28 protein-coding genes are annotated in these 23,464 nt (G+C 69.1%); 18 read left to right on the top strand and 10 right to left on the bottom strand.

Annotated elements, in window-relative coordinates; all coding sequences use genetic code 11:
• Position 1: 1 nt before the first annotated feature.
• Positions 2-568 (bottom strand): amino-acid N-acetyltransferase, encoded by a 567-nt coding sequence (locus FB390_RS15970; protein WP_141809651.1) that lies wholly within the window; start codon positions 566-568, stop codon positions 2-4.
• Positions 569-711: 143 nt separating this feature from the next.
• Between FB390_RS15970 and pgsA the strand changes: the two genes are divergently transcribed.
• From pgsA to FB390_RS33545, 6 genes are all read left to right on the top strand, one after another.
• Entirely contained in the window at positions 712-1,389 is a 678-nt protein-coding gene (pgsA, locus tag FB390_RS15975) for a CDP-diacylglycerol--glycerol-3-phosphate 3-phosphatidyltransferase (protein WP_141809652.1), read from the top strand.
• Positions 1,386-1,877, top strand: coding sequence for a CinA family protein (locus tag FB390_RS15980; protein WP_141809653.1), 492 nt, complete (start codon positions 1,386-1,388; stop codon positions 1,875-1,877). Before pgsA ends, FB390_RS15980 begins: the two co-directional genes overlap by 4 nt.
• A gap of 138 nt (positions 1,878-2,015) precedes the next feature.
• Positions 2,016-2,474, top strand: a complete 459-nt coding sequence (locus tag FB390_RS15985; protein WP_141809654.1) for a helix-turn-helix domain-containing protein — start codon at positions 2,016-2,018, stop codon at positions 2,472-2,474.
• A gap of 200 nt (positions 2,475-2,674) precedes the next feature.
• Positions 2,675-3,502, top strand: a complete 828-nt coding sequence (locus FB390_RS15990) for a PspA/IM30 family protein (RefSeq protein ID WP_067782544.1) — start codon at positions 2,675-2,677, stop codon at positions 3,500-3,502.
• A gap of 165 nt (positions 3,503-3,667) precedes the next feature.
• Positions 3,668-4,549 carry a phage shock envelope stress response protein PspM gene (gene pspM / locus FB390_RS15995; protein WP_141809655.1) on the top strand — a complete coding sequence of 294 codons (882 nt, stop codon included), beginning with the start codon at positions 3,668-3,670 and terminating at the stop codon, positions 4,547-4,549.
• Positions 4,550-4,697: 148 nt separating this feature from the next.
• Positions 4,698-4,871 (top strand): hypothetical protein, encoded by a 174-nt coding sequence (locus FB390_RS33545; RefSeq protein WP_169810825.1) that lies wholly within the window; start codon positions 4,698-4,700, stop codon positions 4,869-4,871.
• A 100-nt stretch (positions 4,872-4,971) separates the two neighbouring features.
• On the opposite strand, the gene FB390_RS16000 is transcribed toward FB390_RS33545, so the two are convergent.
• A complete protein-coding gene (locus FB390_RS16000) occupies positions 4,972-5,559 on the bottom strand; it encodes a peptidylprolyl isomerase (RefSeq protein WP_141809656.1) in 588 nt (195 codons plus the stop codon).
• Positions 5,560-5,641: 82 nt separating this feature from the next.
• Between FB390_RS16000 and FB390_RS16005 the strand changes: the two genes are divergently transcribed.
• Both FB390_RS16005 and FB390_RS16010 read left to right on the top strand, forming a co-directional pair.
• Positions 5,642-6,349: a PIG-L deacetylase family protein gene (locus tag FB390_RS16005; protein WP_141809657.1), complete on the top strand. Its 708-nt coding sequence runs from the start codon at positions 5,642-5,644 to the stop codon at positions 6,347-6,349.
• Between the two features lie 163 nt (positions 6,350-6,512).
• Positions 6,513-7,676 carry a glycosyltransferase gene (locus FB390_RS16010; protein ID WP_141809658.1) on the top strand — a complete coding sequence of 388 codons (1,164 nt, stop codon included), beginning with the start codon at positions 6,513-6,515 and terminating at the stop codon, positions 7,674-7,676.
• A 32-nt stretch (positions 7,677-7,708) separates the two neighbouring features.
• Here the strand turns inward: FB390_RS16010 and FB390_RS16015 are convergent, their stop codons facing one another.
• Both FB390_RS16015 and FB390_RS16020 read right to left on the bottom strand, forming a co-directional pair.
• A complete protein-coding gene (locus FB390_RS16015; protein ID WP_141809659.1) occupies positions 7,709-8,599 on the bottom strand; it encodes an alpha/beta fold hydrolase in 891 nt (296 codons plus the stop codon).
• The gene (locus FB390_RS16020) at positions 8,596-9,198 is read right to left on the bottom strand and encodes a TetR/AcrR family transcriptional regulator (RefSeq protein ID WP_246124046.1); all 603 of its coding nucleotides are present in this window, start codon (positions 9,196-9,198) and stop codon (positions 8,596-8,598) included. Before FB390_RS16020 ends, FB390_RS16015 begins: the two co-directional genes overlap by 4 nt.
• Positions 9,199-9,446: 248 nt before the next feature.
• Here FB390_RS16020 and FB390_RS16025 point away from each other — a divergent pair, with 248 nt between their 5' ends.
• The gene (locus FB390_RS16025) at positions 9,447-9,641 is read left to right on the top strand and encodes a DUF3046 domain-containing protein (protein ID WP_067782853.1); all 195 of its coding nucleotides are present in this window, start codon (positions 9,447-9,449) and stop codon (positions 9,639-9,641) included.
• Positions 9,638-10,879: an aminoglycoside 3'-phosphotransferase gene (locus FB390_RS16030; RefSeq protein ID WP_246124047.1), complete on the top strand. Its 1,242-nt coding sequence runs from the start codon at positions 9,638-9,640 to the stop codon at positions 10,877-10,879. The genes FB390_RS16025 and FB390_RS16030 overlap by 4 nt, the downstream gene beginning before the upstream one ends.
• A 3-nt stretch (positions 10,880-10,882) precedes the next feature.
• Here FB390_RS16030 and FB390_RS16035 read toward each other — a convergent pair whose 3' ends face one another.
• Positions 10,883-11,398, bottom strand: coding sequence for a CGNR zinc finger domain-containing protein (locus FB390_RS16035; protein ID WP_141809660.1), 516 nt, complete (start codon positions 11,396-11,398; stop codon positions 10,883-10,885).
• A 156-nt stretch (positions 11,399-11,554) separates the two neighbouring features.
• Between FB390_RS16035 and FB390_RS16040 the strand changes: the two genes are divergently transcribed.
• From FB390_RS16040 to FB390_RS16065, 6 genes are all read left to right on the top strand, one after another.
• The gene (locus tag FB390_RS16040; RefSeq protein WP_141809661.1) at positions 11,555-12,016 is read left to right on the top strand and encodes a VOC family protein; all 462 of its coding nucleotides are present in this window, start codon (positions 11,555-11,557) and stop codon (positions 12,014-12,016) included.
• Between the two features lie 15 nt (positions 12,017-12,031).
• The gene (locus FB390_RS16045; RefSeq protein WP_141809662.1) at positions 12,032-12,916 is read left to right on the top strand and encodes a pyridoxamine 5'-phosphate oxidase family protein; all 885 of its coding nucleotides are present in this window, start codon (positions 12,032-12,034) and stop codon (positions 12,914-12,916) included.
• 19 nt (positions 12,917-12,935) lie between these two features.
• A complete protein-coding gene (locus tag FB390_RS16050; RefSeq protein WP_141809663.1) occupies positions 12,936-13,388 on the top strand; it encodes a nuclear transport factor 2 family protein in 453 nt (150 codons plus the stop codon).
• Positions 13,389-13,606: 218 nt separating this feature from the next.
• Positions 13,607-14,650, top strand: coding sequence for a recombinase RecA (recA, locus tag FB390_RS16055; RefSeq protein WP_067782568.1), 1,044 nt, complete (start codon positions 13,607-13,609; stop codon positions 14,648-14,650).
• Positions 14,651-15,023: 373 nt separating this feature from the next.
• Complete coding sequence (recX, locus tag FB390_RS16060; protein WP_141809664.1) at positions 15,024-15,614, top strand: recombination regulator RecX; 591 nt, start codon at positions 15,024-15,026, stop codon at positions 15,612-15,614.
• Positions 15,615-15,896: 282 nt separating this feature from the next.
• Complete coding sequence (locus FB390_RS16065) at positions 15,897-16,751, top strand: 3-hydroxyacyl-CoA dehydrogenase (RefSeq protein ID WP_141809665.1); 855 nt, start codon at positions 15,897-15,899, stop codon at positions 16,749-16,751.
• A 4-nt stretch (positions 16,752-16,755) separates the two neighbouring features.
• Here the strand turns inward: FB390_RS16065 and FB390_RS16070 are convergent, their stop codons facing one another.
• The 4 genes from FB390_RS16070 to FB390_RS16085 all read right to left on the bottom strand — a co-directional run bounded on the left by FB390_RS16070 (position 16,756) and on the right by FB390_RS16085 (position 20,033).
• Complete coding sequence (locus FB390_RS16070) at positions 16,756-17,652, bottom strand: amino acid ABC transporter permease (RefSeq protein WP_141809666.1); 897 nt, start codon at positions 17,650-17,652, stop codon at positions 16,756-16,758.
• Complete coding sequence (locus tag FB390_RS16075; RefSeq protein ID WP_141809667.1) at positions 17,649-18,320, bottom strand: amino acid ABC transporter permease; 672 nt, start codon at positions 18,318-18,320, stop codon at positions 17,649-17,651. Before FB390_RS16075 ends, FB390_RS16070 begins: the two co-directional genes overlap by 4 nt.
• A 97-nt stretch (positions 18,321-18,417) precedes the next feature.
• On the bottom strand, positions 18,418-19,251 hold the full coding sequence (locus FB390_RS16080; protein WP_141809668.1) for a glutamate ABC transporter substrate-binding protein: 834 nt from the start codon (positions 19,249-19,251) through the stop codon (positions 18,418-18,420).
• A gap of 53 nt (positions 19,252-19,304) precedes the next feature.
• A complete protein-coding gene (locus tag FB390_RS16085; RefSeq protein ID WP_141811816.1) occupies positions 19,305-20,033 on the bottom strand; it encodes an amino acid ABC transporter ATP-binding protein in 729 nt (242 codons plus the stop codon).
• A 263-nt stretch (positions 20,034-20,296) separates the two neighbouring features.
• Here FB390_RS16085 and miaB point away from each other — a divergent pair, with 263 nt between their 5' ends.
• Together miaB and FB390_RS16095 are read left to right on the top strand one after the other, a co-directional pair.
• The gene (miaB, locus tag FB390_RS16090) at positions 20,297-21,829 is read left to right on the top strand and encodes a tRNA (N6-isopentenyl adenosine(37)-C2)-methylthiotransferase MiaB (RefSeq protein ID WP_141809669.1); all 1,533 of its coding nucleotides are present in this window, start codon (positions 20,297-20,299) and stop codon (positions 21,827-21,829) included.
• A 188-nt stretch (positions 21,830-22,017) separates the two neighbouring features.
• Positions 22,018-22,620: an Rv2732c family membrane protein gene (locus FB390_RS16095; protein ID WP_425465908.1), complete on the top strand. Its 603-nt coding sequence runs from the start codon at positions 22,018-22,020 to the stop codon at positions 22,618-22,620.
• A gap of 242 nt (positions 22,621-22,862) precedes the next feature.
• Here the strand turns inward: FB390_RS16095 and FB390_RS16100 are convergent, their stop codons facing one another.
• Positions 22,863-23,441 (bottom strand): VanZ family protein, encoded by a 579-nt coding sequence (locus FB390_RS16100; RefSeq protein ID WP_141809670.1) that lies wholly within the window; start codon positions 23,439-23,441, stop codon positions 22,863-22,865.
• Between the last annotated feature and the right edge of the window lie 23 nt (positions 23,442-23,464).

A 23,464-nucleotide genomic window follows, 5' to 3' on the forward strand; every position in this document is an offset into this window, starting at 1 on the left:
TTCAGAGGGTCAGCAGCATGCGGGTGTTGCCGAGCGTGTTCGGCTTCACATAACTCAGGTCGAGGAACTCGGCGACACCGGTGTCGTAGGACCGGCACATCTCGGCGTAGACCTCGGCGGTCACCGGCGTTCCGTCGATCTCGACGAAGCCGTGCCTGCCGAAGAACTCCACCTCGAAGGTCAGCACGAACAGCCTGCGCAGCTCCAGTTCCCTGGCCACCGCGACGAGCCGCTGCACGATGAGTTTGCCAACGCCGGTGCCTTTGGCGTCGGGATGCACCGCGACGGTGCGCACCTCGCCGAGATCGGCCCACAGCACGTGCAGCGCGCCGCAGCCGACGACGCGTCCGTCGACTTCGGCCACCCAGAACTCCTGGACCGACTCGTAGAGGGTGACCAGGTTCTTCTCCAGCAGAATGCGGCCCGCGTAGACGTCGACGAGGCGTTTGATCTCGGGGACGTCCGAGGTTCGGGCGCGTCGCACAACCGGTCCGGAGCCGGGCGCGGCGGAGGCCGCGCTGGTATTCGCGTCGCTGGTCGAACCACCTAGTGGTCCCCGAGAGGTCATGGGGTGCACAGTAGTCGGCACCCTTACCGATAGTCTGAACATGTGCCGCACATCCTGTCGTTCCGCTCACCGCATCGCGCCGGGGTAGCGCAACCGGATGGAGACGTGGCCGTCCTCGGATCGCGCGCCCTCGAGGCGAGGGCATGAGCGTGCAGCCCGAAGAGATCGATCGTCGCTGGCCCGACGCGGGTGTCCTGCGTCAGGGAGCCGAGCGTTCGGGCAGTTTCGTAGCCCCTCCTGCCGACACCGCCGTGCCGCTGATGAACATCGCGAACGTGCTGACCATGGCGCGCATCGCGATCGTTCCGCTGTTCGTCGCCGCGCTCTTCGCGGGCGGCGGCCACCAGACCGGGTGGCGGATCGCCGCGGCCGCGCTGTTCGGGCTCGCCGCCATCACCGATCGCTTCGACGGACAGCTGGCGCGCAAGTACGGTTTGGTGACCGATTTCGGCAAGCTGGCGGACCCGATCGCCGACAAGGCACTGATCGGCGCGGCACTGATCGGACTCTCCGTGCTCGGCGATCTGGCCTGGTGGATCACCCTGGTGATCTGCGGACGCGAGATCGGCGTCACGCTGCTGCGGCTGCTCGTGGTGCGGCGCGGGGTGATTCCAGCTGGGCGCGGCGGCAAGCTGAAGACGCTGGTGCAGTCGCTGGCCATCGGGGTGTTGCTGCTGCCGCTGTCGGGCGGCTTCGAGGCCGCGGGCATGGCGCTGATGTACCTGGCGGTGGTGCTGACGGTCGTCACCGGTCTGGATTACGTCGGGCAGGCCGCACGCGTGTGGTTCGCCGGCGGCTCCGGCCGGGCGCGCGGAGCATGACCGATCCGCTGACCGCGTCCGTCCCCGCCGCCGACTTGGTGCGTGCCCTGGGGGCGGCGGGTCAAACCGTGGCCACCGCCGAATCGCTCACCGCGGGGCTGGTGGCCGCGACCATCGCCGGAGTGCCGGGCGCGAGTGCGGTGCTGCGCGGCGGACTCGTGGTGTACGCGACCGATCTCAAGAGCAGTCTGGCCGGTGTCAGCGCGGATCTGCTCGCGGCCGAGGGGCCGGTGGCGGCGAGCACCGCCGAACAGCTGGCCGTCGGCGCGCGCACCCGCTGCGGCGCCGACTGGGGGATCGGCCTGACGGGTGTCGCGGGGCCCGACGGCCAGGACGGTCACGCGGTCGGCACCGTCTTCCTCGGGCTGTCCAGTCCGTGGCATACCGAGGTGATGCGGTTGCAACTGTCCGGCGACCGGTGGACCATCAGACTCACCGCGACCGAGAGCGCGGTGCGGGAACTGCTCAGGTGTGTTCAGGGCGGCTGAGCGCGTCGCGTGGATTCGCGTGACGAGTTCGCCCGCCGGGAACCAACCGGGCGCCCCCGGACGTTGTGCCAGAAAGAACGGTGCTCGCCAGGCGACTGCGCCACGCGGCGCCCGGTGTTCGGAGCGAAGGAGATCGAGATGACGCTGCTGCGAGAGGCGATCGGGGACAGTTTGCGGCGTGCTCGTCTCGCCCAGCATCGGACCCTGCGCGAGGTGTCCACTTCGGCGCGCGTGAGCCTGGGGTATCTGTCCGAGGTCGAGCGGGGTCGCAAGGAGGCGTCGAGCGAACTGCTCGCCGCGATCTGCGCCGCACTCGACGTGCCGTTGTCGCGGGTGCTATGGGATGTGAGCACGATCATGGCGGGCGTCGACGGGCTACCGGTAGGCGAGTCCGCCGAGGCCGCGGCGACACCCGCCGCGGAAGCCGAGCAGACGGCCGCCGCCACGGAATCCGCCGAGGCCGCGCCCGCGGAGGAGCCCGCGCTCGCTCCGGCCTCCGCGTCCATGTCGGCCGTCCGGCCGCAGATCGCCGAGGAGACCCGAATCGTCATTCCGGCGCCGAAGGCCGACATGCTGGTCCTGGTGAAGAGCAACTGACAACAGAAAGCCGGACGCCCAGCCGCGGGCAACGCTGCGGGCCGACGCCGAAAACGGATAGATTCTGTAAGTAGGCGTCGGTTGGGCCGGGACGCCCCGGTCCACGTGCCGCATGGTGGAGGATAGGCACAAGCGGGTGCGCGAGGGTCGTGTACCCGGGCCGCGTCAAGCGGTACATCAGATGGAGGCGGGATCAATCGATGGCTAATCCGTTCGTCAAGGCCTGGAAATACATGATGGCCCTCTTCGATGCCAAGATCGAAGAGCACGCGGATCCGAAGGTGCAGATTCAGCAGGCTATCGAGGAAGCTCAGCGCCAGCACCAGGCCCTCTCGCAGCAGGCCGCGTCGGTCATCGGCAACCAGCGTCAGCTGGAGATGAAGCTGAACCGCCAGCTCGACGAGGTCGAGAAGCTCAACGCCAACGCGCGCCAGGCCGTCATGCTCGCCGATCAGGCCACCGCGGCGGGCGACACCGAGAAGGCGATCCAGTACACCAACGCCGCCGAGGCGTTCGCCGCCCAGCTGGTCACCGCCGAGCAGTCCGTCGAGGACCTGAAGGTGCTGCACGACCAGTCTCTGCAGGCCGCCGCCCAGGCCAAGAAGGCCGTCGAGCAGAACGCGATGCTGTTGCAGCAGAAGGTCGCCGAGCGCACCAAGCTGCTCAGCCAGCTGGAGCAGGCCAAGATGCAAGAGCAGGTCTCCGCGTCGCTGCAGCAGATGGACTCGACGCTGTCGGCGCCCGGCACCACCCCGAGCCTGGACGCGGTGCGCGAGAAGATCGAGCGCCGCTACGCCAACGCGCTCGGCGCCGCCGAACTGGCGCAGAACTCGGTGCAGGGCCGCATGCTCGAGGTGCAGCAGGCCAGCATCCAGATGGCCGGTCACAGCAAGCTGGAGCAGATCCGCGCCTCGATGCGCGGCGAGGCGTTGCCCGCGGGCGGCGGCCAGTCCGCCATCAACCCCGCCCAGACCCAGGCGAACCCCGCACAGCCCCAGATGAACAAGGGCCAGGCCGCCCAGCAGTAACAGCTCGATACAGACAAGGACCGGTGCGGTGCAGTACGCGGGCAGCGCGAGACCGTCGCATCGCCGAGGGGCGCCCTCGTCACGTCCCGCGGCCGCGACGCGCGCACCGCGTAGTCGTCGGCCGGTCCTGACTGTGACAGGGCTCGAACGGTGTGAGGAAAGCGCATGAGTCGCAAGCGGATTCCCCCGAGGACCGGTGTTCCGGCGGTACCGGCGCAGCCGACGTTCGGGATGCCGCAGGGCCCACTCCCGGATACGTTGCGCGACATGGGCGAACACGCGCTCGTCGCGGTGCGCCGCTGGGCCGACCCGCGCGAGCGGGAACTCCGTAAGCGCCGCCGCGCCCGACGGCGCAGCTATCAGCTCGGCACGGTCTCCGGGCTGACCACCGCGGGCGCCGTCGGTCTTGTCGTCGTCTCGGCGCCCGCCTGGGCGGTGGTCGTCCTCGGCGGCGGCGCGGTCGCGTTCGTCACCGGGGCCGCGCTCAGCGCGCGACGTTATCTGCGGCTGCGCCGAACTCCTTTGCCACAGGCCGCTTTCCTGCCGCGCAAACAGCCGCCGTTGCGCTCGGCCGCCCGCGCCCCGATCGCCCGCCTGGTGCAAGCCGAACGCGCGCTACACGGGCTCACCGCGCAGATCGCCGCCTCGCACAGGCTGCCCCACGAAGAACTCACCGAGATGGTCGAGACGGCCGCCTCCGGCGCCGCGGCGTTGCACGCGCTCGCCGCCGACATCGTCCAGATGGAGCGCGCCGCCGCCGTGGTCGGCCGGACCAATCCGGAGACCACCACCGCGCTCACCGCCAACGTGCGGTTCGCGATGACCAGGCTGGAATCCGGTATCGCCGAATACGAGCAGGTCGTCGCCGCGGCGAGCGGTGTGCTCGCGGTGCCCGAAACCACCGTCGTCGCACACCAATTCGACGGCATCGTCGCGGAACTGCGGCACGCCGCGGATCGCCTGGACGGCTGGGCGCAGGCGCTCACCGAGATCGCCGATCGCCCGACTCTCACGGTCTCCCCACCGCCGCCCGGCCTGCCGCACTGAGCGTTCCGCGTTCGCGCGGTGTCGGGGTGAACCCTGATTTACACCCGGATATCGTTGCTGACCTGGTGATTTCCACTCTCACGGCTGACAGCATGGAGGTATCGGATCGCCGGACGGCGGTTCGGGAGAAACGTCCAGGAGGCTGGAAATGCTGTGGAAGATCATCGGTGTCGTCGCGGTCGTGTGGATCGCGCTCGCCATCATCGGTGCGCTGATCAAGGGGCTGTTCCCGATCCTGGTGATCAGCGCCGTGGTGTTCGGCCTGTACCTGCTGTACAAGGCGGTGTCGGGCTCGGACAACTCCACCGTCAGCAAGCTGTAACGCCGAACGGCCGGCGACGGACTGCGTCCGGCGGCGCCGAAAGCGAACGGGCCGTGCGTCATCCGGAAGGGATGGCGCACGGCCCGCGGCGTTTCTCGGCTCAGAGCTGGCCGCTGTTGTCGATGACGATCGGGCGTCCCGGCGCTCCGGAGGGCGAGCCCACCTGCTCGATGGCGTGCACCACGTGCATGCCCTCGACCACGGTGCCGAACACCACGTGCTTGCCGTCCAGCCACGGGGTGTCCTTCATGGTGATGAAGAACTGCGAGCCGTTGGTGCCTGGCCCGCGGTTGGCCATGCTGACCGTGCCGGGAACGGCGTGGGTCAGCTGGAAGTTCTCGTCGGGGAAGGTCGGGCCGTAGATGCTCTTGCCGCCGGTGCCGTCGGCGTTGGTGAAATCGCCGCCCTGGGCCATGAAGCCGGGGATCACGCGGTGGAACACCGAGCCCTTGTAGCCGAAGCCCTGCTCGCCGGTGGCCAGCGCGCGGAAGTTCTCCGCGGTCTCGGGCACCACGTCCGAGCGCAGCTCGATCACGATGCGGCCGGTGGGGATGCCCGCCACCGACACATCGAAGAACACCCGGGGCAGCGGGTCGGCTTTGGCGGGCGCCGCGGTCAGCGGACCGGGGCTGAACAGTGCGATGAGCGCGAGACCGAGGACGGCGGCGGCGCGTGTGAGCTTCGTCATGGCCACACTGTCTACAGCAGCACCGATTCGGGCGGGTAACCGGACCCGCCGCATGGCTGTTTTGGGGTGTTTCAATAGGGCCATGGAGCAGGTTCCCGAAGACTGGCAGCGTGGCCTGGTGATCGTCGCGCATCCCGACGACATCGAATACGGCGCGGCCGCGGCCGTCGCGCGATGGACAGGGCAGGGCAAGGACATTCGCTACGTTCTCGTCACCAGCGGCGAGGCGGGGATCGCCGGAATGCCGCCCGCGGAGGCGGGTCCGCTGCGCGAGTCCGAGGAGATCGCCTCGGCGAAGGTGGTGGGAGTCGAGCAGGTGGAGTTCCTTGGCTATCCGGACGGCCGGGTGCAGGAGAGCCTGGAACTGCGTCGCGATCTGGCGGCCGCCATCCGCAGGCACCGCCCGGAGATGTTGGTGCTGTTCAACTTCGGCGACACTTGGGCGCCCGGCTACGCCAACAGCGCCGACCACCGCGCCGTCGGCCGGGCCGGACTGGACGCCGTCTCCGACGCGGGCAACGAGTGGATCTTCCCGGAGCTGGCCGATCTGCCGCCCTGGTCGCCGCGCTGGGCCGCGGTCGTCGGCCCCAAAGCGACGCACGCCGTCGATGTCACCGACACCGTCGAGCAGGCCGCCGCCTCGCTGACCGAACACCGTCGCTACCTGGAGGTGCTCAGCTCCGAGCCGGTCGCCCATCAGGTCGAAGCCATCATCGACATGGCCACCGGGCCCAAGGAAGGATTCCCCGCCGAGCGCGCCGTGGGTTTCGAGCTGTACTACTTCGGCTGAGCGGTCTCGGCTGTCACCGCGCTGCCACGCGCTCGAGCGCGGCGCGCCAGGACTCGAGGGGTGCGACGGTGCGTCCGGATGGCGGTGCGGTGAACGCGGTCGTGGGTGGGGATCTCAGAGCGGGTGCCGTCGGTTCGGTGGGGCGGTGTGGCAGGCTGGGCGGATGCGTGTTGCCGTCGTAGCCGGTCCCGATCCGGGGCATGCCTTTCCGGCGTTGGCGCTGTGCGAGCGCTTCCTGGCCGCGGGGGACGAGCCGGTGCTGTTCACCGGACCCCGCTGGTTCGACGCCGCCAAGAACGCGGGCATCGCGGTGCGCAGGCTCAAGGGTCTCGCGCCGCGTGCCGTCGACGACGACGGTGACGCGGGCCAGCGCATCCACCAGCGCGCCGCGCACATCTCGACCGAGATCCTGCCGGACCTGAGCGCGATGCTGCCGGAGCTCGTGGTCTCCGACGTGCTCACCGCGGGCGGGGGGATGGCCGCCGAGCGGCTGGGTGTGCCGTGGGTCGAGCTCTCGCCGCACCCCCTCTACCTGCCGTCGAAGGGTTTGCCCCCGATCGGAAGCGGGCTCGCGCCCGGGGAGGATCTGCGCGGCAGGCTGCGCGACAGCCTGCTGCGAGCCATGTCCTCGCGTGCGATCCACAACGGCCTGAAGCAACGCGCGAAGGCTCGCGAGAGCGTCGGGCTGCCCGCCGTCGACCCGGGTCCGGCCGCCCGTCTGCTCGCCACGCTGCCCGCTCTGGAGGTGCCGCGCCCCGACTGGCCCGACAACGCCCACGTCGTCGGCCCGCTGCTGTGGGAACCCACCGACGACATCCTCACGCCGCCGCCCGGCGACGATCCGCTGGTCGTCGTCGCGCCGTCCACCGCGCACACCGGCGTCACGGGCATGGTCGAGACGGTGCTCGAGGCCCTCGACGGCGCGGGCGTCCGGGTGGCCGTCTCCATGATCGACACCCCGCCGGCCGGGCTCCCGTCCTGGGCCACCGCGGGCCTGGGCCGCCAGGACGAACTGCTCGGGCACGCGGCCGTCGTGGTCGGCGGCGGCGGGCATGGACTGCTCGCCAAAACGCTGCTCGCCGGGGTGCCGATCGTCACCGTTCCGGGCGGCGGCGACCAGTGGGAACTGGCCAATCGCGCGGCCCGCCAAGGCAGTTCGATCGTGGTGCGACCGCTCACCGTGGAGTCCGCGCGCGCCGCCGTGCTCGCGGTGCTCGACCATCCCCGCTACACCGCCGCGGCCGAGGAAGCGGCCATGGGCATCGCGGACGTCGCCGACCCGGTCGAGGTGTGCCACCGGGTGCGCGAGGGCGTGCGCGCGTCGTAGTGGCGCTGTTGTCGGCCAATGGTCGGCCGGGATCAGGTCGTGCTCCGGGTGGCGAGTTCGCGAATGAAGCGTGCGATCTCGCCCGGTTGCTCCTCCGCCATGAAGTGGCCTGCGTCGATCGGCTCGTAGGTCAGGTCCGGCGCCCACGCCCGCCACAGCGCGGCCGCGTCGAAGCCGAGCCGGGCGCCCCAGTCCTGGGAGATCACACCGACGGGCATGGCGAGCGTCTTGCCGGCCTCGCGGTCCTCCCGGTCCATGGTCAGATCGATGCTCGCGCTGGCGCGGTAGTCGGCGACGATCGAGTCGACGGCTCCGACCGAGCTGTCGATGTAGTGCTGCCGTACTTCCGGCGCGAAGGTGGAGCCGTCGGTGTCCCAGGCGTCGAGGAAGGAAGCGAAGAACTCCGGCGCCACGGCCGCGATCATCTTCTCCGGCAGCCCGGCCGGTTGCGCCATGAGATACAGGTGCCAGGCGACTTTCGCGTCGACGCCGTGCAGGACTTCCCAGGTGTCGATAGTGGGCAGGACGTCGAGCACCCCGAGGTACCGGATCCTGTCGGGGTGGTCGAGGCCGGCCCGTACGCCGACCAGCGCGCCGCGGTCGTGGCCGATCAGTCCGAAGCGTTCGTGCCCGAGCTGTTCGGCCACCCGCACGATGTCTTCGGCCATCGTACGCTTGGAGTAGGTGTGGGGACCGCTCTCCGGCGGTTTGCCGCTCGCGCCGTAGCCCCGAAGGTCCGGGACGACGACCGTGTGATCTTGGGCCAGGTCCGCTGCTACGTCGCGCCACATGTAGTGGGTTTGCGGGAAGCCGTGGAGCAGGACGACGGCCGGTCCCGCTCCAGCGACCGCGACGCCGATCTCGACGCCTTCCGCGCCGCGCAGCGTCTGGTAGTGGAATCCGTCGATGGTCTTTGTGGTCACGGGTGTCCTTCACTGGTCGATTGAGCGGACGGGCGTCCGGAGAAGATTCCGGCCGGTAGCGGTGTCGGCCGGGTCGATTCGGCCCGCAACGCGGGGATGAGGATCGAATCGACGAGTGATTCGAGGTAGTCGTCGCCGGTATCGAGGCCGTTGAGTCGCCGCAGCAGCAACACGGCTCCGGCGACTTCTTCGAAGGCGAAGGGATTCACGGTCGCGGGCAGCTCTCCGCGACGGATGGCGGCGTCCATGACGGATGCGGGTAACCGGGCCCCGGTCGGGCCGACGGCGCGTTCGATCTCCTCGCACAGCTCGGGGTCTTCCAGGCCTGCTTGAAGCAGCAGCAGCGCGGTTTGCCCGTCTGCCGACCGCATCGTCGTGACGAGTCGCCTGCACAGGGCGAGCAGGTCGCCGCGCAGGCTGCCCGTGTCGACGTCGTCCGGTCCTTCTCGACCGGCGGGGCCCGCCTTCAGCGCGGCGATGACCATGTCCCGCTTGGACTTCCATCGTCGGTAGAGGGTGGGTTTCGACGCGCCGGCGCGCCGCGCCACCTCCTCGAAGGTGACACCGTCGTAGCCGCGTTCGGTCAGCAACGAGGTCACCACCGCGAGGATCTCGCTCTCGCGTTCGTCGTTTCGCGGACGTCCTCCGCGTCGGGTCTGCCGCGGTTCTGTGGCGGGAGCGCTGGGCAGATTTGGATACGACACGTTCCGTATCTTATCTGGCCATCGCCTGTCCGTCCAATCCGACCGGCGTCGGCGGCCGGTTGCGGCACCGGCAGCACGCCGCGAAGGCGCCGTCGAACAACCGTCGAATGGCGGTCGCGGGGGACCGGAGTATCTTGAATACGGTGCGGTTGACTGAGTTCCAGGAACTGTTGCATACCGAATTCGGAGTGGCGCGCGGTGACGCGCTGCTGACCGACCACGTGATCCCCTCCCTCGGCGGCCGCACCGGCGCCGCCGCCATCGAGGCCGGGGTGGATCCGCGGGATGTATGGCGCGCGCTGTGCGCCGACTTCGACGTACCGAAGGTGCGGTGGTGACCGCCCCCGATCCGGTGGCCGAGCGCAGGCCGTACCGATTCGACGAGCGACTGCGGATGGTCCCCGTCGACCCGGAGGGATTGGCCGCCCGCGTAGCGGAGGCGCACCCGGACGATTTCGCGAGTTTCCGGCAGACCGGCATCGAATTGATGCTGCTCGGCCGCCACGACGAGGCGCTCGATCATCTGGACCGGGCACTCGAACTGGCGCGCACGCCGCGCCAGCGCATCTCGGTCTGGATCAACCTGGCCGACGTGTACCGGTATCGCGGCGACGCGCCGACCGCCGAGATCCTCTACCGGCGGGCCGTCGAGGCGGCTCGCGGCACCGACGCCGAGGCGCTCTCCTTCGCCGCCCAGCATCTCGGCAAGGCGCTGGCCGAACAGGGCTGCCTCGCCGAGGCACGCGAACTGCTGACCGAGGCGCTGAAACTGCGGGTCGCGGAGGGTGACGCCGAGTTGATCGAATCCAGCCGCACCGCGCTGGAGGGACTCGCGGAGTTGCGGATTCCACTGCCGCCCGCCGTGCTGGCGGTGGTCGGAGAGGATCCGGAGTTCTCGGACGAGCACGAGGGTCTCAGCGGCGGCGTCGCCCTGGTGAACGGCGCCTACTGGGTGAAGCGCGGACCGCGTGCGACCGCCGAACACGATCGGCTGGACTGGTTGCGCGCCAGGGGGATCCGGGTGCCGGAGGTGGCCGCGTTCGCCGAGGACGTGCTCGTGCTCGCCGATGCGGGCGCGCCGAGTCTGGCGGCGCGCGAAGGCGAACGGGGGGCGGTGTCGCCCTCGATCGGCACGGTCATGGGCGAGCTGCTGCGGCGTTTGCACGCGCTGCCCGTCGCGGAATGCCCGTTCGACGGCAGACTCGACACCGTGCTGGCGCAGGCCCGCAGGAACGTGCTCGAAGGCCTGGTGGATCCGGACGATTTCGACGACGACAACAGCGAACTCGATCCCGGGCAGGTCCTGGATCGGTTGCTCGCCGAGCGTCCGTCGACCGAGGACCTCGTGGTGGCGCACGGCGATTTCACACCGCCCAACGTGCTCGAGAACGGCGTCCTGCTGGATGTCGGCGGTCTCGGCGTCGCGGACCGCTACCGCGATCTGGCCCTGGCCGAACGCGACCTGCGCGAGGATTTCGGCGAGGACGAGGTCCGTGCCTTCTTCGCCGCCTACGGCCTCGACGCGCCGGATCGGACGCGGTTGGACTACTACCGACTGCTCGACGAACTCTTCTGAGCCTCAGGCCTTCTTGGCGTAGTGCCTGGCGGCCTTGGTGCGGTTGCCGCAGGTCGCCATCGAGTGCCAGCGGCGGGTGCCGTTCTTGGACGTGTCGTAGAAGAACAGCACGCAGTCCGGGTGCGCGCACTGGCGGATCCGGTCCGGGGCCTTGGCGATCAGGTGCAGCAGGTTCTCGGCCGCGAGCCAGCCGGGTAGCCAGGCCGGGTCGGTCACGTCCGGTAGGTCGTCCGGTCCGTCGTCGGTGAGGCGGCGCTTGATCCTGCCGTGCTCGAGCACGTCGTTGAGGGCGGCGTGCGAGCCGTGCCGGACGACGTCGTAGATCGCGCCGCGCGCGTCGAGGACCGCGGCCAGGGTTCGTTCGTCGGCGGGCGCCTTGTCCGCCAAGCCCGCCGAGTTCAGCCAGACGCGCAGACCATCGACATCGGTGAGCAGATCCCGCGGGCCGTCGTCGATCCACCGCGTGTTCAGCAGGTCGAGCGCCAGCGGTTCACCGAGGTGGGGACGTGGATCGAGCATGACTGAGGGTAACGAGCCGTCTCGGGAAGTCAGGACAACCACCACCGTTCTAACCGATCAAACATAAATCAACGGTTGACCGATCGGGTCGCGTCGGATTATCTTCTAACCGTTGAAACAACCAACAGTGGTTGACAATTCCAGGAGGAATACACCATGACCGCGGTGACCGCACCTGCTCTCGCGACGGGGCACATCGGACTGAACGTCTCGGATCTGGACCGCTCGGTGGACTTCTACCGGCGTGCGCTCGGTTTCGAACAACTCGCCGCGGGCGACGCGGACGGGCGCAGGTGGGCGTTTCTCGGCGCGGACGCGAAGCTCGTGATCACACTGTGGGAGCAGTCCGACGGCGTCTTCTCCACCGAAACGCCGGGGCTGCACCATCTTTCGTTCCAGGTCGAGGACATCGAGCAAGTGCGCGCGGTGGAATCCGTGCTGCGCGAGTTGTCCGTGCGCTTCGTGCACGACGGTGTGGTCGCGCACGGCGAAGGGGTGGCCTCCGGCGGCATCTTCTTCACCGATCCCGACGGCATCCGGCTCGAGGTGTACGCGCCGTCCGGTGCGGAATCCGCGCCCGCGCCGAGCGGCGCCGCGCCCACGTGCGGATTCTTCTGAGACGAGCGTTTCGAGATGGCGCTCTACCACTCGGGTGAATTGGCCGTGCAGCGGCGCATGGGGCAGGCGGATATCGCGGCGAAGGTCGGTCGCATGATCCGGCGCGACATCCCCGCTGTCGCCGGGGATTTCCTCGCCGCGCAGCCGATGGTGGTGATCGCCGCCGCCGACGCCGACGGGCGGCTGTGGGCGAGCTCGCTGGTCGGGCGGCCCGGGTTCGTGCGCGCCGTCGACGCCGAGGCGATCGCCGTCGACGCGCGGCCCGGCGCGGGCGACCCGCTGGCCGAGGCGCTGACCCGTCCCGCGCCGGTCGGCATGATCGCGCTGGAGCCGGGACGCCGCAGGCGCATGCGGGTCAACGGGGTCGCGCGCCCGCACGACGACGGGCTGCGGATCGCTACCGACCAGGTGTATTCGAACTGCCCCAAGTACATCTCGCGGCGGTGGGTGACGGCCTACGACCCCGCGGCCGTGCGGATCGACGCGCGGCGCGGGTCCGCGCTCGACGCTCGGCAGCGGCGGATCGTCGCGGCCGCCGACACCTTCTTCGTGGCCAGTGCCGACGACGAAGGGCACGCCGACGCGTCGCACCGCGGCGGGAATCCCGGCGTGTTGCGCGTCCTCTCGCCGACGCGGCTGCGCTGGCCCGACTATCGCGGCAACTCGATGTTCATGACGCTCGGCAATCTGGCGGTGCGCCCGCGTTGCGGACTGCTGATCCCGCACTGGCCGACCGGCGGGGCGCTCCAGCTCACCGGCACGGCCGAACTGAACTGGGACCCGGGCACATTCGCCGCCGGTGCGCAGTGCTCGATCGACTTCACCATCACCGAGGTCGTGTGGCGGGCCGCGGGTCCGCTGCGCTGGAGCGGGCCGGAATTGTCACCCCTCAACCCCTGATCAATCGAAAGGTCGACCCATGAGACCCCCATTGCCGCCGTTCGACCGCGCTTCCGCCGAGGCCAAGGTGCGCGCCGCCGAGGACGCGTGGAACACCCGCGATCCGGAACGCGTCGCCGCCGCCTACACCGAGGATTCGGTGTGGCGCAATCGCGACGAGTTCTTCACCGGACGTGCCGCCATCGTCGAGTTCCTGACCCGGAAGTGGGCGAAGGAGAACGGGTACGCGCTGCGCAAGGATCTATGGGCGTTCGACGGGAACCGCATCGCCGTGCGCTTCCAGTACGAATGGCACGACGAAGCCGGCCGGTGGTGGCGCAGCTACGGCAACGAGCAGTGGGAATTCGCGCCGGACGGACGGATGGCGCGGCGCGAGGCCAGCATCGACGACGTGCGCATCGAGGAGTCGGAGCGCCGCATCTTCGGTCCGCGCGGGCCGGAGGAGGCCGACGCCGTGCTGCCGCAGCGGTAGGCGGAAGACCTGGGCGGCGGGCGGATTCACCGGGCGCCCGCCGCCGGATTGCGCGGAAATTGCTGGTCGCGGAATACGCGGCGCGTGTCGCCGGGCGCGTCGCTTGACTCGAACACCTGTTCGTCTAGTCTTGTCCTCAGAACTTGTCGGTGCCGCCCTCTAATGTGGGCGCCAACCACAGATCGAGAGACTTACCCGTCGAAAAGGGGACCAAGGACATGGCACCACAGGCGTACGACCGCGACAAGGCGCTCGAGCTCGCGCTCGCCCAGGTGGAGAAGAGCTTCGGCAAGGGCGCGGTGATGCGGCTGGGCGAGGAGGCCCGCCAGCCCATCTCGGTGATTCCGACCGGATCCATCGCGCTGGACGTCGCCCTCGGCATCGGCGGTCTGCCGCGGGGCCGCGTCGTCGAGATCTACGGCCCGGAGTCCTCGGGTAAGACCACCGTCGCGCTGCACGCGGTGGCCAACGCGCAGGCGGCGGGCGGCGTCGCGGCGTTCATCGACGCCGAGCACGCCCTCGATCCTGACTACGCGCGCAAGCTCGGTGTCGACACCGACGCGCTGCTCGTCTCCCAGCCCGACACCGGTGAGCAGGCGCTGGAGATCGCCGACATGCTGGTGCGCTCCGGCGCCATCGACATCATCGTCATCGACTCGGTCGCCGCGCTGGTGCCGCGCGCCGAGATCGAGGGCGAGATGGGTGACAGCCACGTCGGTCTGCAAGCCCGCCTGATGAGCCAGGCGCTGCGCAAGATGACCAGCGCGCTGAACAACTCCGGCACCACGGCCATCTTCATCAACCAGCTGCGCGAGAAGATCGGCGTCATGTTCGGCTCGCCCGAGACCACCACCGGTGGTAAGGCGCTGAAGTTCTACGCCTCGGTGCGTCTGGACGTGCGCCGCATCGAGACCCTCAAGGACGGCAGCGACGCGGTCGGCAACCGCACCCGCGTCAAGGTCGTCAAGAACAAGGTCTCCCCGCCGTTCAAGCAGGCCGAGTTCGACATCCTGTACGGGCACGGCATCTCCAAGGAGGGCTCGCTCATCGACATGGGCGTCGAGCAGGGCTTCATCCGCAAGTCGGGCTCCTGGTACACCTACGAGGGCGACCAGCTGGGCCAGGGCAAGGAGAACGCCCGCAAGTTCCTGCTGGAGAACACCGACGTGCGCGACGAGATCGAGAAGAAGATCAAGGAGAAGCTCGGGATCGGCGCCGACGTGACCGCGGACGCCGCGGGCGAGGTGCCCGCCGATTTCTGAGTCCGCCTCCGGTCGGCCAGACGAACGCATGAACGCGTCGATTCGACGCCGTACCGATCGAGCCGCCGCCGAGCGGCCCGACCCGGTGCACGACATGCGGCGCCGACTGCACGAACTCTTGTCCGCCGACGGGCGATCCGTGGAAAACCGCGGACCCCGCCCCGGCGGACGGGAGCCGGGACCGGTCCGGTCGGCCGATGGTGGTTCGGCCGATTCGGACATCCTGGGAGCCCGGTCGAGCTCGCCCGATCCGCAGCGAGCGGGCTCGACCGGGGCCCCGCACCCGTCCCGGCGCGAACGGCGGAACGCACACCGCCGCAACGACTCCCGATCGGTCGATACTGGTCGAAACACCGGCCGACGGGTGGATCCGGTGGCGGCCGGATCCGAAGGGGATGCGCGGGAGACGGAGGCGGGCGCGAGCCGGTCGACGTCGGAACGCACCCCCGAAGGCGGGACGGTCGAGCAGGCGAAGGAGGCGTGTCTTCGTCTGCTCGCCGTCCGCGCCCGCAGCCGCGCCGAACTGGCCCAGCGCTTGGCCGCCAAGGGATACACCGCCGAGGTCGCCGAGCGTGCGCTCGACCGCCTCGCCGAGGTCGGCCTCATCGACGACGCCGCCTTCGCCGAACAGTGGGTGCACTCCCGGCACACCTTCTCCGGCAAGGGCAAACAGGCCCTCGCCCAGGAGTTGCGCCGTAAGGGCGTCGCCCCCGCCGACGCCGCGCCCGCGCTGGAAGCGATCAGCTCCGACGACGAAGAAGCCCGCGCCGTGGAACTGGTCCGCCGCAAACTCCGCACCCTGCCCCGAGACCTCGACCGAGACAAGGCCGTCCGCCGCCTCGTCGGCATGCTCGCCCGCCGCGGCTACAGCCAATCCATTGCCTTCACCGTGGTGAAAGCCGAACTCGCCGAAGCCGAGTGGTCTTCCGGCCCGCTCGACGAGCCGGCCAACCCACCGGACTGACATCACTCGCCGTACCCCGCATCTCGCGAGCGCTTCTCTCGACTTTCGTCGCGGGATACGTCGGTCGCCCGAACTACGTAACCATCGAGCCGGACGAGCAGCGACCGGCACCGCGATCTCCCCGATGGGCAGTGGTTTGCCGCATTGTTACTCGCTGGTGTCGCATATGTCCGATACCCGGCGGTCGTTCGGCGGCGCGGTGGGGTGCGCGGGACCATGATGGGGGTATGGAGTCCACGGAGAGTGGGGTCGTGTCGCGCGGAGTCCGGGAGGAGAACGAGTATGGCCATCGATATCCGTAAGGTGACGGTCCTCGGGACCGGGGTGCTTGGCTCGCAGATCGCGTTTCAGACCGCTTTCCGCGGCTTCGACGTCACGGCCTACGACATCGACGAACCCGCGCTGGAGGCCGCGCGGGAGCGATTCGCCAAACTCGCGGCGATCTACGCGGCCGAGGTGCCGGGCGCCGAGGGCGGCAAGGCGGAGCGGACGGCGTCGGGAATCGGGCTCACCACCGATCTCGCGAGCGCGGTGAAGGACGCCGATCTGGTGATCGAGGCGGTGCCGGAGGTGCTGACCATCAAGCAGGAGCTCTACCGCCACCTCGGCGAGGTAGCCCCCGAACGGACCATCTTCGCGACGAACTCCTCGACCCTGCTGCCCAGCGACATCAAAGACTCCACCGGCCGCCCCGGCAAGTTCCTCGCGCTGCACTTCGCGAACCAGGTCTGGAAGTTCAACACCGCCGAGATCATGGGCACGCCCGAGACCGATCCCGCGGTGTTCCGCGCCCTCGTCGACTTCGCCGAGGCGATCGGCATGGTCCCGATCGAGGTGCACAAGGAGAAGGCGGGTTACGTGCTCAACTCCCTGCTCGTGCCGTTCCTGAACTCGGCCATGGCGCTCGGCGCGGGCGGCTACGCCGACCCGGAGGCGGTCGACAAGACCTGGCGGATCGCCACGGGCGCGCCGATGGGCCCGTTCCAGATCCTCGACGTCATCGGCCTCACCACTCCCTACAACATCCTCGCGCACGGCGACGAGGACGCGCAGCGCCTGGCGTCCTGGCTCAAGGACAACTACATCGACAAGGGCAAGCTCGGCATCGCGACCGGCGAAGGGTTCTACCGGTACTGACGCCTCACGGCTTCTTGACGACATCGACGCCCGGAGCGGCGTCGGTGATGATCGAATCCGCCGCGAGCACGACCCCGCCCTTGGCCCGCTTGCGGGCCCGCAGCCGCCGCTCCAGCTTGGTCGCCACCAGGGTCAGCGTGCTGTTCAGCGCGATCATGATGATCGCGACGACGATCAGCGCCGGAATCGTGTTCTGTTCGGCCGCGCCGAGCTGCTGGCCCGAGCGGACGATCTCGATGTAGGTGATCTGGTAGCCCAGCGCCGTATCCTTCAGCGCGACAACCATTTGCGAGATCAACGCGGGCAGCATGGCGGTGATTGCCTGCGGCAGCAGGATCAGCCGCATCAGCTGGTTCTTGCGCATGCCGAGCGCGACGGCGGCCTCGGTCTGCCCCTTGGGCAGCGAGCGGATGCCCGCGCGCACGATCTCGGCGATGACCGAGCCGTTGTAGATCGTCAGCGCCGTCACCACCGCGGCGAGCGCGAGGTCGTCGGACTTGAACAGGTCGTATTCGCTGTAGAGGGCGAACAGGAAGATCATCAGGATCAGCACGGGGATGGCCCTGGCGAACTCGACGACGGCGCCCGCGATCAGCCGCACCGAGCGGTGCTCCGAGAGGCGCAGTATGCCGAAGACCATGCCGATCACCAGCGCGAAGACGATCGAGATCAACGCCGCGACGACGGTGCCCTTCAGGCCCGGCCACAGGTAGGTCGACCAGACGTCGCCCTCCAGGAACGGCTTCCACTTCTCGGCCTCGAACTGGCCCTTCTGATCGAAGGCGCGGAACAGGAAGTACCCGGCCGCCAGCACGGCGACGACTACCACCGCCGTGTAGATGTTGTTGCGCAGCCGAGCCTTCGGGCCCGGTGCGTCGAAGAGAACGGAAGCGCTGGTCATCGGGCGACCTCGTATCGCTTGGCGAGCCAGCCGAACAGCAGACCCGTCGGCAGGGTGATGATGACGAAGCCGAGGGCGAAGATCGCGCCGATGGCCAGCAGCGCGGCCTCGACCTCGATCATCTCCGCCATGAGCTTGGCGGCTTCGGCGACACCGATCGCGGCGGCGATGGTGGAGTTCTTGGTCAGCGCGATCAACACGCTGCCCAGCGGCGCGATCACGGACCGGAAGGCCTGGGGGAGCACCACCAAGCGCAGGTTCTGCGTGAAGCTGAAGCCCAGCGACCGACCCGCCTCGGACTGGCCGAGCGGCACCGTGTTGATGCCCGAGCGCAGCGACTCGCAGACGAACGCGGCGGTGTAGACGCTGAGGCCGACGATCGCCCAGCGATAGTTGTTGTCCTCGATGGAATCTCCCGCCAGCTTCCAGCCGAGCGCGGAATACAGGCCGAGCGAGCAGAAGACGATGATCAACGTGAGCGGGGTGTTGCGGAAGATCGTGACGTAGGCGGTGCCCACCCAGCGGGCGACCGGTACGGGGGACACGCGCATGGCGGCGACGATCGTGCCGAGTATCAGCGCCCCGACCGCGGAGAACGCGGTCAATTTGATCGTGACCCAGAAGGCTTCCAGGATCTTGGTGTCGTATTCCGAGATCAGATCGAACACGGCGGGCGCGTCCCTCCCATCAATGCGGTGCGGTTCATCGGTGGTGAGCCGAGCGGGCGGTCCGGAGGATCGCCCCGGACCACCCGTGTGTGGAATCTCAGTAGCGGTTGACCTGCGGAGCGGACGAGGGCGTGAAGCTCGCGCCGCCGACCGTCTGCTGGATCGCCTTGGCCCAGGAGCCGTCGGCGATCATCGCCTCGATCGCGTCGTTGATCTTGTCGCGGGTCTCCTGGTCGCCCTTCTTCAGGCCGATGCCGTAGTTCTCGGTGGTGAACGGCTTGCCGACCACCTTCAGCTGGCCCGGCGACTGCGCGGCGAAACCGGCGAGGATGATGTCGTCGGTGGTCACCGCGTCGACCGAGCCGTTGCGCAGCGCCTCCACGCACAGCGAGTAGGTGTCGAACTCCTGCAGCTGAACGTCCTTGGCGTACTTCTCCTTGACGTTCTGCGCGGGCGTCGAGCCCTTCACCGAGCAGAGTTTCTTGTTGCCGGTGAGGGATTCGACGCCGGTGATGTCGGTGTTGTCGGCCTTCACCAGCAGCGACTGGCCCGCCACGTAGTACGGGCCCGCGAAATCGACCTTCTCCTTGCGCTTGTCGTTGATCGAGTAGGTGGCGACGACGAAATCGACCTGGCCGTTCTCGATCAGCGTCTCGCGCTGGGGCGTCGGCGCTTCCTTGAAGGTGATGGATTCCGGCTGCACGCCCAGCTTTCCGGCGACGTACTTGGCGACCTCGACGTCGAAGCCGCTGAAAGAGCCGTCCTTGTTGCGCAGACCGAGACCCGGCTGGTCGAACTTGATGCCGACGGTCAGTTTGCCTTCCTTGGCGTGGTCGAGGGCGCTGCCCTCGTCACCGCCGCCGCAGGCGGTGGCGGCCAAAGCCAGGGCGATCGCCCCGACACCGAGTCGAAGTGCACGGTTGATCCTCATCGAGTTCCTAACTCCTTGTGTGAATTTCGATGCCGTCGTCTGCGCCGGGCGGGTCAGTGGCTGAGAATCTTGCCCAGGAAGTCCTTGGCGCGCTCGGATTTCGGTGCGGTGAAGAAGGTTTCGGGCTCGGTGTCCTCGACCACCTGACCGTCGGCCATGAACAGCACCCGGTTGCCCGCGCGGCGCGCGAAGCCCATCTCGTGGGTGACCACCAGCATGGTCATGCCGTCCTTGGCCAGCGACACCATCACCTCGAGCACCTCGTTGACCATCTCCGGGTCCAGCGCCGAGGTCGGCTCGTCGAAGAGCATCACCTTCGGGTTCATCGCCAGCGCGCGGGCGATGGCCACGCGCTGCTGCTGACCGCCGGACAGCTGAGCCGGGTACTTCTCGGCCTGGTTGGCGATGCCCACGCGCTCGAGCAATTCCATGGCGCGGCTTCGTGCCTCGTCCTTCTTGACCTTGCGCACCTTGATCGGCGCGAGCATCACGTTCTCGACGATGGTCTTGTGCGCGAAAAGATTGAACGATTGGAACACCATGCCGACATCGGCGCGCAGCGCGGCGAGCGCCTTGCCCTCCGCGGGCAGCGGCACGCCATCGATGGCGATGTCGCCGGAGTCGATCGGCTCGAGCCGATTGATGGTGCGGCACAAGGTCGATTTCCCGGAACCGGAGGGGCCGAGGACGATGACGACCTGTCCCTTGGGAACCTCGAGGTTGATATCGCGCAACACGTGCAGATCACCGAAATGCTTGTCAACGTTGCGCATCGAGATCATCGGCGGCGCGCTGGTGGCGGGGCCCTTGTCCAAGCTCGTGGCGTCCCCGGTCGTGTCGGGCGCGGCGGCGGCGTCGGTCATGGTTCTCGACCTTAAGGGGAAAAACCGAATTTGCCCCGGTTTCCGCGACACACCGTGACGCCACACCGCATCGTCACAGCTCTGTAACCTGGCGGCCGCATCCGGGCGCTGACCGGGGCGAGGCCCCGAGCCTGCGGCGATGCGCTGGAAACCCGCTCGACGGCCCCCCGTACCCTTAATGGGTGGATTCGATCGAACAGGTTGTGGCGGGAGTACGCAGTTACGAGGTCCGCACCTTCGGTTGCCAGATGAACGTGCACGATTCCGAACGCTTGTCCGGCCTGCTGGAGGACGCGGGCTACGTGAAGGCCGCGCCGGGGGCGACGGCGGACCTTGTGGTCTTCAACACATGCGCGGTGCGCGAGAACGCCGACAACAAGCTCTACGGCACCCTCGGCCACCTCGCCCCGATCAAGGCGGGCAGGCCGGGCATGCAGATCGCGGTCGGCGGCTGCCTGGCGCAGAAGGACCGCGACACCGTCGTGCGCAAGGCGCCGTGGGTGGACGTGGTGTTCGGCACGCACAACATCGGCTCGCTGCCGGTGCTGCTCGAGCGCGCGCGGCACAACGAAGAGGCCCAGGTCGAGATCCTGGAATCGCTGGAGGCGTTCCCGTCCACCCTGCCCGCGAAGCGCGAATCCGCCTACGCCGGTTGGGTGTCGATCTCGGTGGGCTGCAACAACACCTGCACCTTCTGCATCGTGCCGTCGCTGCGCGGCAAGGAGGTCGACCGCCGCCCCGGCGACGTGCTCGCCGAGGTGCAGGCGCTGGTCGACCAGGGCGTGCTCGAGGTGACTCTGCTGGGACAGAACGTCAACTCCTACGGCGTCAACTTCGTCGACCCGACCGAGCCGCGCGACCGCAGCGCGTTCGCGAAACTGCTGCGCGCCTGCGGCGACATCGACGGACTCGAGCGGGTTCGCTTCACCTCGCCGCATCCGGCCGAGTTCACCGACGACGTCATCGAGGCGATGGCCGAGACGCCGAACATCTGCCCGCAGCTGCACATGCCGCTGCAGTCCGGCTCGGACCGGGTGCTCAAGGCCATGCGGCGCTCCTATCGCAAGGCCCGCTACCTGGGCATCATCGAGAAGGTCCGCGCGGCCATGCCGCACGCCGCCATCACCACCGACATCATCGTCGGCTTCCCCGGCGAGACCGAGGAGGATTTCCAGGAGACCCTGGACGTGGTGCGGCAGGCCCGGTTCACCAGCGCGTTCACCTTCCAGTACTCGAAGCGGCCTGGCACGCCGGCCGCCGACATGCCCGACCAGCTGCCCAAGCAGGTGGTCCAGGAGCGCTACGACCGGCTCATCGCGCTGCAGGAGGAGGTCTCCCTCGAGGCCAACCGCGCGCTGATCGGCACCGAGGTGGAGTTGCTCGTCGCGGAGGGCGCGGGCAAGAAGAACGCCGCGACCGCGCGGATGAGCGGGCGGGCCCGCGACGGCAGGCTGGTGCACTTCCGGCCCGGCGGCACCGCCGAGGCGGTCCGCCCCGGCGACGTGATCACCGTCGACATCACCGAGGCCGCGCCGCACCACCTCATCGCGGACGCGCCGATCAAGACCCACCGCCGCACCCGCGCGGGCGACGCGCACGAGCGCGGCGTCACGCCGAAGACCGAGCCGATCGGCGTCGGCCTCGGACTGCCGAAGATCGGTGCGCCGGTCCTCGAGCCGGTCGCCTCCGGCTGCGCGACAGGCTGCGACGCATGAGCGCGCGCCCCGGCGCGGGAGACGACGAGACCCCTCGCAAGGGCCCCGACGATTCCGCGCGGGGCGCGACGCCCGAATCGGAGTCCGGTACTACCGCGCGTAGTGGGTCGGCCGATGGGGCGACCGACGGTGCTGGCACAGTGGACGCGGACAAGCACGATCATCCAGTCGAAGGAGACGACAGCGCCGTGCGCGAAGCAGACGACAGCGCCGTGAGCTCGGTCGAGAGCAGCAAGGATTTCGAGCAGTTCCGCGACGAACTCGACGCCGTCGAGCGCCGCATCGCCGGGGAGATCGATCCGGGCGTGCGCGCGATGGTGGTGGCGGGCGCGGTGTTCCTGCTGCTGTTCTCGCTGGTGCTCGCACACGCGGGCAGCGCGCGCGGCTTCGACGTGCTGCTCAGCACCGACGCCACCCGCATCGAGCACATCGGCCTGCCGTCGCGCATCTTCGTCTGGTTCGTCGTGGTGTTCGGCATCGGCTTCTCGCTGCTGGCGCTGATGACCCGGCGCTGGGTGCTGGCCTGGATCGCGGTCGCGGGTTCGGCCATCGCCAGCGTGTTCGGCGTCTTCTCCATCTGGCACCGCCAGACCCCCGGTCTCGGCAACTACGTCGGCGCGGGCCCCGGCATCGGCCTGATCATCGGCACGCTGGCCGTCATGGTGCTGACCTTCCACTGGATCCGCGTGGTGTGGAGCCGCACGGCCATGCAACTTGCCGCCGAGGAGCAGCGGCGCAACGCCGCGGCCGCCGCGGAGGAACGCGACCGCCGCCGTCTGCTCGGGGACTGAATCCGCCCCGCGGCCGGTCGATCGGCGCTCGCGGTCTCGGCGTTGTGTGCGCCGGCTCGGTGGGGATGGTCAGGTGCTCCCGCGCAGGAGAGCGGCTTTCGCTTGCTTGTGATCGACCGGCGCTCCCGGCGCGGTGGGCACCGGTCCGATGGCATTGATCAGTCCAGCCGAGGCGAAGCAGCTTTCGCTCTCTGTGATCGACCGGTGCTCCCGGCGCCGTGGGCGCCGGTTCGGTGGGTTGGTCAGGTGCTCCAGCCGAGGCGAAGCAACATCCGCTCGCTGTGTGATCGTCCGGTCTCACGCCGCGTGACGTGCGCCTTGGCGAGCAGCGCGCCCAAGCCCGCGCCCGCGGCGTTCATCAGCACATCGTCCACCGACGAGACCCGCCCCAGGTCGAACACGTACTGAGCGATTTCCAACGTCGCGGAAACCGCCGCGCCCACCAACACCATCACGGGCACGCCCGCGAACCGGGGCAGGCGCAGCGGAAGGAAGAAACCAAGCGGTACGAAAAGTAGTGTGTTCGCCCCGACCTGGACGAACGCGCTCGACGGCGAGTCGGTCAGCGTCGCGACGAGATCCCGCAGCGGCACCGCGCTGATCGCGCCGACGCCGTCGACCGGAGTCAGGATCATCCAGATCCACGGCAGCGTGCCCGCGACCAGCCCGGCCTCCGCCACGGTGTACCGCAGCGCGAGATTCCGGTCTTGGCCGCGGCGCACCCGCCACTGTGTCGTCCACCAGATCGCCGCGAGCACGGCGGGCACCGCACAGGCCCACACCGTCAGTACGTGGCCCCACGCATCCCACACCTGTCGCACCAGGCCGACGCTACCGGAGCGGT

Origin of the sequence: Nocardia bhagyanarayanae (assembly GCF_006716565.1) — a bacterium.
Taxonomy (GTDB): domain Bacteria; phylum Actinomycetota; class Actinomycetes; order Mycobacteriales; family Mycobacteriaceae; genus Nocardia; species Nocardia bhagyanarayanae.